This window comes from Pseudomonas sp. GW821-FHT09A09 (assembly GCF_059418405.1).
On sequence record NZ_JBWKPU010000008.1, the window covers coordinates 76876 to 91102 of the forward strand.

Here is a 14227-nt window from a genome sequence, read left to right on the forward strand (position 1 = left end):
CGTGGGCCGTTTGCGTATACTGCGCAGATGTTCTCCCCTACTGCTTTGCGCCCGCGATGCGCCAAATGGCTCTTCGCCACCGGACTCTTCCTGTTGCTCAGCGCCTGTGTTGATAAACCCAGCACGCTCGAGCGAATCAAGGAGGATGGCGTATTGCGCGTGGTAACCCGCAACAGTCCGGCCACTTATTTCCAGGACCGCAACGGTGAAACCGGTTTCGAATACGAACTGGTCAAGCGTTTTGCCGATGACCTGGGGGTCAAGCTGGAGATCGAGACCGCCGACAACCTTGATGACCTGTTCGGCCAGTTGGGCAAGCCCAACGGCCCGGTGCTGGCGGCTGCTGGCCTGGTGAGCAGCGAGCAGCGCCAGCAGCAGGTGCGTTTCTCCCATCCTTACCTGGAAGTGACCCCGCAGATCATCTACCGCAACGGCCAGTCCCGCCCGACCAACGCGGCAGACCTGGTAGGCAAGAAGATCATGGTGCTCAAGGGCAGCACCCACGCCGAGCAATTGGCGGAGCTTAAAAAGCAGAATCCTGCGATCGAATACGAAGAGTCCGACGCCGTTGAAGTGGTCGACCTGCTGCGTATGGTGGACGAGGGCCAGATCGACCTGACCCTGGTGGACTCCAACGAAGTGGCGATGAACCAGGTGTACTTCCCCAACGTGCGCGTGGCCTTCGACCTCGGCAACGCCAGCAACCAGAGCTGGGCCGTGGCGGCAGGTGAAGACAACAGCCTGCTCAACGAGATCAACAGCTACCTGGACAAGGTCGAGAAGAACGGCACCCTGCAGCGTCTCAAAGACCGCTACTACGGGCATGTCGATGTCCTCGGTTATGTCGGCGCCTACACGTTCGCCCAGCATTTGCAGCAGCGCCTGCCCAAGTACGAGAAGCACTTCAGGGCTTACGCCAAGGAAGAGAAGGTCGACTGGCGGTTATTGGCGGCCATCGGCTATCAGGAATCGCTGTGGCAACCAGCCGTCACCTCCAAGACCGGCGTGCGCGGCCTGATGATGCTGACCCAGAACACCGCCCAGGCGATGGGCGTGTCCAATCGCCTGGATGCCAAGCAAAGCATCATGGGGGGCGCCAAGTACCTGGCCAAGATCAAGGACGAACTGGACGACAGCATTGCCGAGCCGGATCGTACCTGGTTCGCCCTCGCCGCCTACAACGTCGGCACCGGCCACCTTGACGACGCCCGCACCCTGGCCAAGCGCGAAGGCTTGAACCCGAACAAGTGGCTGGACGTGAAGAAAATGCTGCCACGCCTGTCGCAGAAGCAGTGGTACAGCAAGACCCGCTACGGCTACGCGCGGGGTGGTGAACCGGTGCACTTTGTGGCGAACATCCGGCGTTACTACGACATCCTCACCTGGGTGACCCAGCCGCAGCTGGAAGGCAACCAGGTGGTGGAAGGCAACCTGCATGTGCCGGGCATCGACAAGACCAAGCCGCCGGAAGATAACCCGCAGCTCTAAGAACACTGCAGAACCCATGTGGGAGCGGGCTTGCCCGCGAAAGCGGTGGATCAGTCAGCATATATAGCGACTGACACTCCGCATTCGCGGGCAAGCCCGCTCCCACATTTTGTCCGCGTCGCCTTATAGACCTGTGATCAGGTGGACGACGCCGCCTGCCAACACCATCACGCCCGGCACGCCGGCTGCCTTCAATGCCTGTTCATCCAACCGCCCCGCATCCTGCAACTGCACCCGCACCCGTGTCAGCGCCACACGCTGCTGCGACTTAAGATTATCCGCACCACCCAGCGCATTCAGCACCCCTGCCGACAACTCATTCTGCACCGGCGCGGCAACCGTCTCGGCAATCAGATCCGGCGTCAGCGCTTTCCAAAACGCTCGCTGCAATTTCTCGAACATGCTCAGTGCTCCAAAACAGGTGAGGATTCAACGGTGGCCGCGTGGTATTGGCTCAAGGCCTCACGCACTTGGGCGGCTTCTTCCAGGCCCAGGATCTGGCGGGCGATGATCTGGCAGTCGGCCAGGTCCAGCTCACGCACAGTGGCCTTGATGGTCGGAATCAGCGGCACGCTGACCGACAGCTCATCCACCCCCAGCCCGATCAACACCGGTACGGCCAAGGCTTCGGACGCCAACGCGCCGCAAACGCCCACCCACTTGCCATGGGCATGGGCGGCCTTGACCGTGGTGGCGATCAGGCGCAGCACCGCAGGGTGAAAGCTGTCGGCCTGGCTGGCCAGGCGCGGGTGATCGCGGTCCATGGCCAGGGTGTATTGGGTGAGGTCGTTGGTGCCGATGGAGAAGAAGTCCACATGGGGAGCGAACACATCGGCCATCAGCGCGGCGGATGGCACCTCGATCATGATGCCCAGCTTCGGCAACTCGCTGAGCCCGAGCGCTGCCGCCTCTTCTTCCAGAATCTTGCGCGCCAAATGCAGCTCCGACAGCAGGCTGACCATCGGCAGCATAATGTGCAGCCGCGCAAAACCGGCGCTGGCGAGGATGGCGCGGAACTGCTCGCGCAGCAGTTCAGGACGCTCAAGGCACAGGCGAATGCCGCGTAGCCCGAGGAAAGGATTGGTTTCAGCCTCCATGGGCACATAGGCCAACGGCTTGTCGCCACCCACGTCCAGGGTGCGCACCACCAGATTGCGCTCGGCGCCCAGGGCACGGGCGATGGCGGTGTAGGTGCCAGCCTGCTCCTCGGGGCTTGGCGCACGATTGCGGTCCAGGTAGAGGAACTCCGAACGCAGCAGGCCGACGCCTTCGCCGCCGAGGGTCAGGGACTGCTCCACCTCTTGCAGCGAGGCGACGTTGGCCGTGACTTCAACGTGATGACCGTCGCGGGTCGTGGCGGGCAAGGATGCCTGGGCGACTTCACGCTGACGGCGCAGCGTCTGCTGTTGGCGTGCGGTTTCAAGCCTCTCGATTTCGGCCAAGTCCGGGTCCAGGTGCAGTTCGCCTTTGTCGGCGTCCAGCAATACCTGTTTGCCGTTGGCCAGCGACAGCACCTGCAGGGGCACACCGCAGATGGCGGGTAGGCCGAGGGCCCGGGCGAGGATCGCCACGTGGCTGGTGGCGCCGCCGCCGACCGTGACAAAACCCAGCACTTTACGCGTATCGAGGCTGGCGGTTTGTGACGGGGTCAGTTGTTCGGCGACCAGGATCGCGCGTTCCGGCAAATCCCAGGCACTGTCTTGAATGCCCAGAATCAGTTTCAGCACACGCTGGCCCACATCGGCCAGGTCTGCCGCGCGTTCGGCGAGCAGTGCATTGCCCAATTGCGTGAACTGCTTGGCGGTGGCGACCGTGGCGCTGTTCCAGGCAAACGCAGCGCTTTTGCCTTCGGCCAGCAGGCCGTGGGCGTGTTCAAGCAGGGTCGGGTCTTCGAGCAATTCCTGATGGGCGCGGAAGATCTCGGCTTGGGCGCTGCCGACGGCCTTGGCTTGCAGGGCTTGCAACGCCTCGTTTGCCGCCAGCAACCCACGCTGCAGCCCCGCGCGTTCGGCGGCTTCACCGACGCCCTGTTCAGTGATCGCAAGCTCCGGCTCTGCCACCTGAACCACCTGGCCAAAAGCCGAACCCGGCGAAGCACAGACGCCGCGCAGCAAGGTTGCCGAAGACTCCGGCGCAACCGCTTCAACCAGCTCACCCACTGCCGCGACCGTCTCGCCGCAACCTTCGGCCAGCAAGGTGACCAGCGCCTTGATCGCCGCCTCGGCCTCCTCACCCGCCGCGCTCACCTGCAAGGTGTCGCCCTGCACGGTTTGCAGCGCCATGATCGCCACCAGGGATTTCGCGTTGGCGCTCTGGGTTTGCTTGTGCAGGTAAATACTCGCGTTGAAGCCTTTGGCCGCCTGGGCAAACACCGCCGCAGGCCGCGCGTGCAAGCCGTTGGCATTGGGCAACGTCAGTGGCTTGGAGAACAGTGCGTCACCCTCCTCCTCATCTGTCGCTTCAATCGCTTCACCCGGAGAAACCTGCATCAGCGGCTGGCCCACGTCCACAAGGCCGTTCGCCAACACCGTGAACGGCTCGCCGCTGACCACCAGCACCAGGGTCAACAGGCTGCGGGCATTGAGCGCCACATAGTCGGCATCAAACTCGATCAGCGGTTGGCCAACCTCCACCCGCTGGCCTTCCTGCACCAGCCGGGTGAAGCCCTGGCCGGCCAGGTTCACGGTGTCCAGGCCGATGTGCATCAGGACCTGCACGCCATTGTCATCGGTAACGCTGACCGCATGACCACTGTCCTGGATATTGCTGATCACCCCGGCCAGCGGCGCGCACAGCGTCTGCGACGTGGGGTCGATGCACAGGCCATCGCCGATCAGGCGGCTGGAAAACACCGGGTCGGGCACCGTGTCCAGCGCCAGCAGCACGCCGGACAAGGGCGCCAGCAGTTCCAGGGGTTGCGTTGCGGTCATGACTTCACCTGCTGTTTTGTTCTGTAAAAATCATAAGGCGAACAACGATCCAATGTGGGAGCTGGCTTGCCTGCGATGGCATCACCTCGGTCCTGATGAAAAACCGAGTCGCCTGCATCGCAGGCAAGCCAGCTCCCACATTAGTCCGCGTACACCCACATTCTTATTTCCACCAATATTCGACTTGCACACCAACGTTGGAGCCATGCCGCGCCGTGCCGTAGGAGCCGGTGTCGGACAACGCCGAGCCTGCCGCCAATTCATTCGCCGCACGCTTGGCCGCTTCGTTCCACGTTGCATAGGTGTAGTACAAACGTACTTCCGGCCGCGCCCAGAAATCCGGGCCTTTGGGCGACCAGGTCGGGGCGAAGGTAAATTTGCTCAGTTTGCGCGTGCCGCCGGTAGCGTCGACTTGATCGTGCCCGAGTTCAGTGACGAGCTTGAACTGTTCGCTGATGGCATACGCAGGGCGCACCCCGATGGACATCCATGTCTGGTCCTGGCTGCCTGGGCGAATGTCTTTCTGGTACACCGCCTCGATCTGCCCGCCAAAGCGCGGGGTCACCTGCCAGTCGAAAAACTCCACGGCGCGGTAGCTTTTGCTGCTGTTGTCCAGGGTGGTGTCGCCGGTGTAGCCCAGCCCAGTGCCGGGGCCTTCGCCGTATTGCAGGGCGAATTTGTTCTTACCGCCCAGGAAAGGTTTTTGCACATGCTGCGCCGTGATCGCCCAACCGCTGTTGGTGTCGCGGCCACCGGCTTTTTCGATGTAGCTCAAGCCGAACTCCAGCTCACCGCCGGGGTTGGTCTTGAAGCCCGCCACGTTGAAGTCGTGACGGGTGGCGTATTCCTTCTGGTACAGGTTGTCCTTGCGGGAAATGGCGTAGCTGTATTTGAGGTCGCCGATCAACACGTCCTCAATACCACCGCCCGTGGCGCTCTGGTTCCAGTAGTAGAAGTCGGAGATATGGATGTCATTACGTTTGTAGTAACGCCGACCGGCCCACACCGAGCCGCCATTGAGGCTGGGCAGGTTGGACCACTGCGCATACATCTGCGGCATGCGCGCCGAGCCGTTGTCGTCGCCCTGGAACTTAAGGGCACGGTCGTATTTGTTGTAGAGGGACGCCATGGCGTCGACGCTCAGCACCGAGCCATCGTCGAGGGTCAGCAGGTCCTGACGCAGTTCCAGCTCGGCATACTGTTCGCATTCGTTGCCCAGGCGGTACTTGGATTGTGCCCCCGGTAACTGGAAGCATTGCTGCTTGCCACTGCCCGTCGAGGTGCCCGCGCCGCTGCGCAGGTAACCGGCAAACTCCAGGGCCTGAGCGCCCAACGGCAGGCTCAGACAGGATGCAACGAGGCCCAGCTTTATTGTTGTTTTCATGAAGCACTCCTAATGTTTTTCTTATTGTTATTGCGTGGTGCACGCGCCCTTTGTAGGAGCCGGCTTGTCGGCGATGGCGATTCAACTGACGCTATCGCCGGCAAGCCGGCTCCTACAGGGGGTAGCGGTGTTTCAGTCCTTGAGGTGCAGGACGAAGGATTCGTAAGGGCGCAACGTGATCGTGGCGTTGCGCTGCGGGCAGTCGGGGTAGTTGCTGATCAGCAGGCGTTGCTCGGCGGCCGGGTTGATCACGTTGTCCGGCAGCTGGATTTCACAAGGCGTGCCGTAGAAGTTGTTCAGCACCAGCAAGCGCTCACCGTGGCCTTCGCGCAGGTAGGCCCAGACTTGCAGGTGGTCTTGCAACAGCTCGCGGTAAACACCTTCCTGGATCAGCGGTTCACGGCGGCGCAAGGCAATCAGCGCGCGGTAGTGATGCAGCACCGAATCCGGGTCATCCAATTGGCTTTCGACGTTGATCTGCGCCGCGTTGGCCGGGATGCCGATCCATGGTTCGCTGCGGCTGAAGCCCGCATTGGCCTGGGTGTTCCACTGCATCGGCGTGCGGCTGTTGTCCCGCGATTTCTGTTTGATCGCCGCCATGCTCGACGCTTCGGACTCGCCCGCATCACGCTTGAGACGGAAGATGTTCAGGGTCTCCACATCGCGGTACTGCGCGATGCTGTCGAAGCCCGGGTTGGTCATGCCCAACTCTTCGCCCTGGTACACGTACGGTGTGCCCTGGAGGAAGTGCAGCGCGGTGCCGAGCATCTTGGCCGAAACCACGCGGTGTTCACCGTCGTCCCCAAACCGCGAGACCACCCGCGGCTGGTCGTGGTTACACCAGAACAATGCGTTCCAGCCGCCACCGGCCTGCATGCCCAACTGCCAGTCGGAAAATATCTGCTTGAGTTGCAGGAAATCGAAGTCGGCCTTCACCCACTTCTGCAGGTTCGGGTAATCGACTTTCAGGTGATGAAAGTTGAAGGTCATCGACAGCTCTTTCGATTCCGGCCGCGAGTAGCGGATGCAATGTTCAAGGCTGGTGGATGACATCTCGCCAACGTTGATCAGGTCATGCCCTTCGAAAACTTCGCGGTGCATTTCCTGCAGGTACTCGTGCACGTTCGGACCGTCGGTGTAGAAGCGGCGGCCGTCGGTGTTGTCTTCCGGGAAATCGGCGGGCTTGGAAATCAGGTTGATCACGTCCAGGCGGAAACCGCCCACGCCCTTGTCGCGCCAGAAGCGCATCAGCTTGAACACCTCGGCACGCACCTTGGGGTTGTCCCAATTCAGGTCGGCCTGGGTGTGGTCGAACAGGTGCAGGAAATACTGGCCGGTTTGCGCTTCGTATTCCCAGGCCGAGCCGCCGAACTTGGATTCCCAGTTGTTCGGCTGGTCGCGCCAGATGTAGAAGTCGCGGTACGGGTTATCGAGGCTGCTGCGCGCCTGTTGGAACCATTCGTGTTCGATGGAGGTGTGGTTGACCACGATGTCGAGCATCAGCTTGATGCCGCGCTTGGCTGCTTCGCTGATCAGCAGTTCACAGTCGGCCATGGTGCCGTAGCTGGGGTCGATGGCGTAGTAGTCGCTGATGTCGTAGCCGTTGTCACGCTGCGGCGAGCGCAGGAACGGGGTGATCCACAGGCAGTCGACGCCCAGCCATTGGAGGTAGTCGAGTTTGTCCACGATCCCCAGCAGGTCACCGGTGGCGTTACCCGCGTGGCTGTGGAAGCTTTTTGGGTAGATCTGGTAGATCACCGAGTGTTGCCAGGTTTGCATGGGGGGTTCCTTCAGTAGAATTTTGTGCGGGCCTTGAGGGCCTCATCGCCGGCAAGCCGGTTCCTACGGTTGACCGCACTCCTCTGTAGGAGCCGGCTTACCGGCGATAGCGGTCGATCAGGCGACCCGATAACCCGGCCGAACAATCTTCATGCTCAACGCACAGGTCAGGACGAACGGCACGACCATCGCGATGACCATCCCGATCACAAAGCTTGGGATGTACTGCGGAATGATCGAGATGAATCCAGGCAAGCCACCGACGCCGATGGCCGACGCCTGCACCTTGTTCAGCGACAGGAAAATACTGCCCAGCGCCGAGCCCAGCAGCGCGGCATAGAACGGGAACTTGAAGCGCAGGTTCACGCCGAACATCGCCGGCTCCGTGATGCCGAAGTACGCGGAAATCGCCGAGGTGGACGCCATGCTTTTGTCCCGCGCGTTGCGGGTCATGTAGAACACACCGAGGGCGGCACTGCCCTGGGCCAGGTTGGACATGACGATCATCGGCCAGATAAAGGTGCCGCCCTGGGTGGAGATCAGTTGCAGGTCCACCGCGAGGAACATGTGGTGCATGCCGGTGATCACCAGCGGCGCGTACAGCAGGCCGAAAATCGCCCCGCCGAGCATTGGCGCCAGGTCGAACAGGGTGACCACGCCTTCGGTGATCAGGATGCCGAGGTGACGCGTGACCGGGCCGATGATCGCCAGGGCCAGCACGCCGGTCACCACGATGGTGGTGATGGGCACCACCAGCAATTGAATGGCATTCGGCACCCGCGCCCGCAGCCATTTTTCGATAACGCTCATCACGTAGGCGGCCATCAGGATCGGCAGGATCTGCCCCTGGTAGCCCACTTTCTCGATCTTGAACCAGCCAAAGATGTCGAAGTACGGCAGGCTCTGGCCGTCCAGCCCCGCCACGGCCTTGCCGTAGTTCCAGGCATTGAGCAGGTCCGGGTGTACCAGCATCAGGCCCAGCACGATGCCGAGGATTTCACTGCCGCCAAAACGCTTGGCCGCCGACCAGCCCACCAGCGCCGGCAGGAACACGAACGAGGTGTTGGCCATCAGGTTGATCAGGCTCCACAGGCCATCCAGGTTCGGATACGCCTCCAGCAGTGTCTTGCCTTCGATGAACATGCCCTTGGCGCCCATCAGGTTGTTCACGCCCATCAACAGGCCGGCGATGATCAGCGCGGGCAGGATCGGCATGAACACATCGGAAAATACGCGCACCAGACGCTGCATGGCGTTGGTCTTGTCGGCGCCCTTCTGCTTGACGTCGGCGATGGTCGACACCGCAAGGCCGGTGGCTTCACGCAGGGCGGCGTAGACCTTTTCTACCTCGCCCGGGCCGATCACGATTTGAAACAGGCCGCCGGTAAAAAACGAACCCTTGACCAGATCAACCTGGTTCAACGCGGCGCTGTTGACCCGGCTCGGGTCCTTCAGCGCCAGGCGCAGGCGCGTCACGCAGTGGGCAGCTTGCTCAAGGTTGTCGCTGCCCCCGAGGTTCTCGAGAATCTCGCGGGCGATAGCTGGGTAGTCGTGGCTCATGCTTGTTTTCCACTTTGGTTTTTTTTATTGGGGGGGGCAGTCATTGGCAGCACGCCGAGGGCAAAAGTACTCGTCTGTACGAGTTAATGCAACAACTCGTCTGTACGAGTTGAAAATTGTTGGCCCTGGCTTGCTGGCGATGCTGTTCGTGAGGCCCCCATCGCCGGCAAGCCGGCCCCTACAAGGGCGTTGATATCCGTGGGTCTAATGGACAAACCCCACCCGTGCCACTATGGTTCCTGCCTGAACGCAAAGGCACAGAGCCATCCCCATGAGCAAATACAACCAGATCTATACGGATCTGCTTGCCAGCATCACCACCGAACGCCTGCAACGCGGCACGCGCCTTCCCTCCGAAACAGAATTGATGGACAGCTACCAGGCCAGCCGAGGCACCGTTCGTCGTGCCATCGAGCAGTTGCAAGAGCGCGGGTTTGCGCAAAAGATCCACGGCAAAGGCACCTTCGTGCTGTCACCCAACCCGATCGAATTCCAGTTGGGCGGCATCGTCAGCTTCCACGAAACCCACGCCGACCTGGGCGATGACGTACGCACCGAAGTGGTCGAATTTACCCAGTTCCCGCTGGAAGGTTCACTGCTGCAACACATCGAAGCCGAACCCGGCACCCTGATCACCCGCATCAAACGGGTACGGCGCATCGGCGGCAAACGCGTGATCCTCGACATCAACCACTTCGTCGCAGACCTGATCCCCGGCCTGGACCGCGACATCGCCGAGCAGTCGATCTACGCGTTTATCGAACAGACCTTGCAGTTGCAGATCAGCTACGCCCAACGCACCATCGAAGCCCTGCCCCGCAGCAAGGACGACCAGGCACACCTGGACCTTGACGGGCAAAGCCATGTGATCGTGGTGAGTAACCAGACGTTTTTGCAGGACGGGCGGCAGTTCGAGTACACCGAGTCGCGGCATACGTTGGACAAGTTTTACTTTTCGGATATTGCGCGGCGGTGAAGGTAAGGCGCCGCCGTTATTGTCGTAACTGTTGCATTCCGGTAGCCGGTACCTGGCGCTAAGGTTCTGCCCCACCCAGAGGGGCATTATCGACCCCTTGCCGATACCGAGCCGACCATGAAAAAACTATTCCCCCCCCCTCCTCGCGAGCCTGCTGCTGAGCGAGAGCGCCCTTGTGTTCGCAGCCTCTGCCACCGATCTGAGCGTCAAAGGCCGTATCACCCCAAGTGCCTGCCAGCCCAGCCTCACCAATGGCGGGTCTATTGATCACGGTAAATTGCCGGCCAAGGATCTGAATGTTGAAACCAACACGACGCTGTCCCAACACCGCCTGCGATTGAGCATCCGCTGCGAAGGCGCCACACTGCTCGCCTTGACCACCATTGATAATCGAGCTGGCTCCTCAATTGTGCCCGGTCTCCACGGCCTGGGCCTGATCAACGGTAACGAGAAGCTCGGCTACCTCGTCTTCAGCCTGGAGGACCCCGTCAGTGACTCCGGACAGATGAGACCCATCATGTCCACCAACAACGGCGCTAGCTGGCTCCCCGGCAGCAACTTGACCTATGCGGCACTCGTCGCCGTGACCGGCATGAACAACCCCAGCAACGTGCCTGCCGCCTTCACCACGCTGGATGCTACCGTGGCGTATTACACCTACATCGCCCCCGCCAACACCCTGACCCTCACCCAGGAAGTGCCCATCGATGGCCACGCTACGTTGCAGCTGAAATACCAATAGGCCCGCACCGGACGCGCATAAAAAAGCCGCTTGTCCTCAACAGACAAGCGGCTTTTTTGCCTTGGCGGTTAACCCTTGGAAAGGATCATTCCCACTCAATCGTCGCCGGCGGCTTGCTCGACACGTCATACGTCACGCGCGAGATGCCTTCGATTTCATTGATGATCCGGCCGCTGACGGTTTCCAGCAATTCGTATGGCAGGTGCGCCCAACGGGCGGTCATGAAGTCGATGGTTTCTACGGCACGCAGGGCCACGACCCACGCGTAACGACGGCCATCGCCGACAACGCCAACGGACTTCACTGGCTGGAACACCACGAACGCCTGGCTGACTTTGTGGTACCAGTCGGCTTTGCGCAGTTCTTCGATGAAGATATGGTCGGCGCGACGCAACAGGTCGGCGTATTCCTTCTTCACTTCACCCAGGATGCGCACGCCCAGGCCCGGGCCCGGGAATGGGTGGCGGTAGACCATGTCATACGGCAGGCCCAGTTCCAGGCCCAGACGGCGGACTTCGTCCTTGAACAGTTCGCGCAGCGGTTCTACCAGCTTGAGGTTCATTTCCTCCGGCAGGCCACCCACGTTGTGGTGGGACTTGATCACGTGGGCCTTGCCGCTCTTGGCGCCAGCCGACTCGATCACGTCAGGGTAGATGGTGCCCTGGGCGAGGAACTTGATGTTGTCCAGTTTGTTGGACTGAGCATCGAACACGTCGATGAAGGTGCGGCCGATGATCTTGCGCTTCTTCTCCGGGTCGGACTCGCCGGCCAGGTTGTTCAGGAACTGATCCTCGGCGTTGGCGCGGATCACCTTGACGCCCATGTTCTCGGCGAACATGGCCATCACTTGCTCACCTTCGTGCAGGCGCAGCAGGCCGTTGTCGACGAAGACGCAGGTCAGTTGGTCGCCGATGGCCTTGTGCAGCAGCGCAGCAACCACGGAGGAGTCAACACCACCGGACAGGCCCAGCAGCACGTTGTCGGTACCGACTTGGGCACGGACTTGGGCGATGGCGTCTTCAGCGATCTTCGACGGGGTCCACAGGGCCTCACACTCGCAGATGTCGAGGATGAAGCGCGACAGGATGCGGCCGCCTTGCTTGGTGTGGGTCACTTCCGGGTGGAACTGCACGCCGTAGTAACGACGCTCGTCGCTGAACATGCCGGCGATCGGGCAGCTCGGGGTGCTGGCCAGGATGTGGAAGTCTTCCGGCATCTTGGTGACTTTGTCACCGTGGCTCATCCACACGTCGAGGCCGAACAGGCCGTCGGCGTCGACGTGGTCTTCGATGCCGTCCAGCAGGCGGCTCTTGCCGACCACGTCCACACGGGCATAACCGAATTCACGCAGCTCGGAACCTTCAACCTTGCCGCCCAGTTGCTCGGCCATGGTCTGCATGCCGTAGCAGATACCGAAGACGGGCACGCCCAGGTCGAACACGGCTTGCGGGCAACGCGGGCTGTTGGCTTCGTGCACGGACTCTGGGCCACCGGCGAGGATGACGCCTTTGGGTGCGAATTCGCGGATCGCTTCGTCGTCCATGTCGAACGGATGCAGTTCGCAGTACACGCCGATTTCACGCACGCGGCGGGCGATCAGCTGGGTGTACTGGGAACCGAAGTCGAGGATCAGGATGCGGTGGGCGTGAATGTCGAGGGCCATGAAGTCAGTCTCGTCTAATGAATCAGAAACAACTCGGGGCTGAAAGAACAGCCCCGGTTACTTAACGTTTTGCTGGAAGCCTCAACCTACGCGGTAGTTTGGCGCTTCCTTGGTGATCTGCACGTCGTGGACATGGGATTCAGCCATGCCGGCGCCGGTGATCCGTACGAACTCTGGCTTGGTGCGCATTTCTTCGATGTTGGCGCTACCGGTGTAGCCCATCGAGGAACGCAGGCCGCCCATCAGCTGGTGGATGATGGCGCTCAGGGTGCCCTTGTAAGGAACACGGCCTTCGATGCCTTCCGGTACGAGCTTCTCGGCGCCTGCCGAAGAGTCCTGGAAGTAACGGTCCGAAGAACCTTGAGCCTGGGACATGGCGCCCAGCGAACCCATGCCACGGTAAGCCTTGTACGAACGGCCCTGGAACAGTTCGATCTCGCCCGGCGCTTCTTCGGTACCGGCGAACATCGAGCCCATCATCACGCAGGAAGCACCGGCGACGATGGCCTTGGACAGGTCACCGGAGAAACGGATGCCGCCGTCGGCGATCAACGGTACGCCCGTGCCTTCAAGGGCAGCGGCGACGTTGGCGATGGCGCTGATTTGCGGCACGCCTACACCGGCGACGATACGCGTGGTGCAGATCGAGCCAGGGCCGATACCGACCTTGACCGCATCCGCGCCCGCTTCGGCCAGGGCCTTGGCAGCAGCGCCGGTGGCGATGTTGCCGCCGATCACTTGCACTTCAGGGAAATTCTGTTTGACCCAACGCACGCGGTCGATCACGCCTTTGGAGTGACCGTGGGCGGTGTCGACCACCACCACGTCAACGCCGGCAGCGACCAGGGCCGAAACGCGGTCGCCAGTGTCTTTACCGGTGCCGACCGCCGCGCCAACGCGCAGACGACCTTGGTCATCCTTGCTGGCCAGCGGGTAAGCCTTGGCTTTTTCGATGTCGTTGACGGTCATCATGCCCTTGAGGGCGAATTTGTCGTCAACGATCAGCACGCGTTCGATACGGTGCTTGTGCAGCAGCTCGCGCACATCGTTCTTGTCGGCGCCTTCCTTGACAGTGACCAGGCGCTCTTTCGGCGTCATCACTTCACGGACGGTCACTTCAAGACGGTTTTCGAAACGCACGTCACGGGAAGTGACGATGCCAACCAAGTCGCCATCGTGCAGCACAGGAACACCAGAGATGTTGTGCAGGCGGGTCAGGTCGAACAGGTCACGCACGGTGGCGTCGGCCTCGATGGTGATGGGATCTTTCACCACACCGGCTTCGTAACGCTTGACCTTGCGCACTTCGGCAGCTTGCTGCTCGATGGTCATGTTCTTGTGGATGATGCCGATGCCGCCTTCCTGAGCCATGGCGATGGCCAGACGGGCTTCAGTGACGGTGTCCATGGCAGCAGAAACAAGGGGAATATTCAGCTCGATGCCACGGGTTAGGCGGGTCTTGAGACTGACTTCGTTAGGAAGCACCTCGGAATAACCGGGCACTAGGAGAATGTCGTCGAATGTCAGAGCTTCTTGGCTGATACGCAGCATCGCGGGGGCTCCCGAGCGGGAAAATGGAAGCGCGCCATTATATACATGCACCCTGCCCGGCTCAATGTAAAACTCTGACAAACTTGGTAATACTGATAGATGGAGAAAAACAGCGCCTTGTAGGAGCCGGCTTGCCGGCGATGAGGCCCTTGAG

Annotated in this window: 10 protein-coding genes; 3 read left to right on the forward strand and 7 right to left on the reverse strand. The window is 61.2% G+C overall.

What is annotated here, in order from left to right; genetic code table 11:
• Nucleotides 1–27: 27 nt before the first annotated feature.
• Nucleotides 28–1488, forward strand: coding sequence for a membrane-bound lytic murein transglycosylase MltF (gene mltF / locus AC07OV_RS09015; RefSeq protein WP_176994401.1), 1461 nt, complete (start codon nt 28–30; stop codon nt 1486–1488).
• A gap of 123 nt (nt 1489–1611) precedes the next feature.
• On the opposite strand, the gene AC07OV_RS09020 is transcribed toward mltF, so the two are convergent.
• From AC07OV_RS09020 to treP, 5 genes are all read right to left on the reverse strand, one after another.
• Nucleotides 1612–1890 carry a PTS sugar transporter subunit IIB gene (locus AC07OV_RS09020; protein ID WP_176994402.1) on the reverse strand — a complete coding sequence of 93 codons (279 nt, stop codon included), beginning with the start codon at nt 1888–1890 and terminating at the stop codon, nt 1612–1614.
• A 2-nt stretch (nt 1891–1892) separates the two neighbouring features.
• Nucleotides 1893–4418 carry a phosphoenolpyruvate--protein phosphotransferase gene (ptsP, locus tag AC07OV_RS09025; protein ID WP_495092072.1) on the reverse strand — a complete coding sequence of 842 codons (2526 nt, stop codon included), beginning with the start codon at nt 4416–4418 and terminating at the stop codon, nt 1893–1895.
• Between the two features lie 163 nt (nt 4419–4581).
• Nucleotides 4582–5802: a maltoporin gene (locus tag AC07OV_RS09030; protein WP_494996649.1), complete on the reverse strand. Its 1221-nt coding sequence runs from the start codon at nt 5800–5802 to the stop codon at nt 4582–4584.
• 132 nt (nt 5803–5934) lie between these two features.
• Nucleotides 5935–7581, reverse strand: coding sequence for an alpha,alpha-phosphotrehalase (gene treC / locus AC07OV_RS09035; RefSeq protein WP_495092073.1), 1647 nt, complete (start codon nt 7579–7581; stop codon nt 5935–5937).
• A 117-nt stretch (nt 7582–7698) separates the two neighbouring features.
• The gene (treP, locus tag AC07OV_RS09040; protein WP_176994406.1) at nt 7699–9141 is read right to left on the reverse strand and encodes a PTS system trehalose-specific EIIBC component; all 1443 of its coding nucleotides are present in this window, start codon (nt 9139–9141) and stop codon (nt 7699–7701) included.
• A gap of 271 nt (nt 9142–9412) precedes the next feature.
• Here treP and treR point away from each other — a divergent pair, with 271 nt between their 5' ends.
• Together treR and AC07OV_RS09050 are read left to right on the forward strand one after the other, a co-directional pair.
• Nucleotides 9413–10117, forward strand: coding sequence for a trehalose operon repressor (gene treR, locus AC07OV_RS09045; RefSeq protein ID WP_176994407.1), 705 nt, complete (start codon nt 9413–9415; stop codon nt 10115–10117).
• A gap of 175 nt (nt 10118–10292) precedes the next feature.
• Nucleotides 10293–10859, forward strand: coding sequence for a DUF1120 domain-containing protein (locus AC07OV_RS09050; protein ID WP_495092074.1), 567 nt, complete (start codon nt 10293–10295; stop codon nt 10857–10859).
• Between the two features lie 85 nt (nt 10860–10944).
• On the opposite strand, the gene guaA is transcribed toward AC07OV_RS09050, so the two are convergent.
• Both guaA and guaB read right to left on the reverse strand, forming a co-directional pair.
• Nucleotides 10945–12522, reverse strand: a complete 1578-nt coding sequence (guaA, locus tag AC07OV_RS09055; protein ID WP_028617834.1) for a glutamine-hydrolyzing GMP synthase — start codon at nt 12520–12522, stop codon at nt 10945–10947.
• Nucleotides 12523–12603: 81 nt separating this feature from the next.
• Nucleotides 12604–14073 carry an IMP dehydrogenase gene (gene guaB, locus AC07OV_RS09060; protein WP_494996645.1) on the reverse strand — a complete coding sequence of 490 codons (1470 nt, stop codon included), beginning with the start codon at nt 14071–14073 and terminating at the stop codon, nt 12604–12606.
• Nucleotides 14074–14227: the final 154 nt, after the last annotated feature.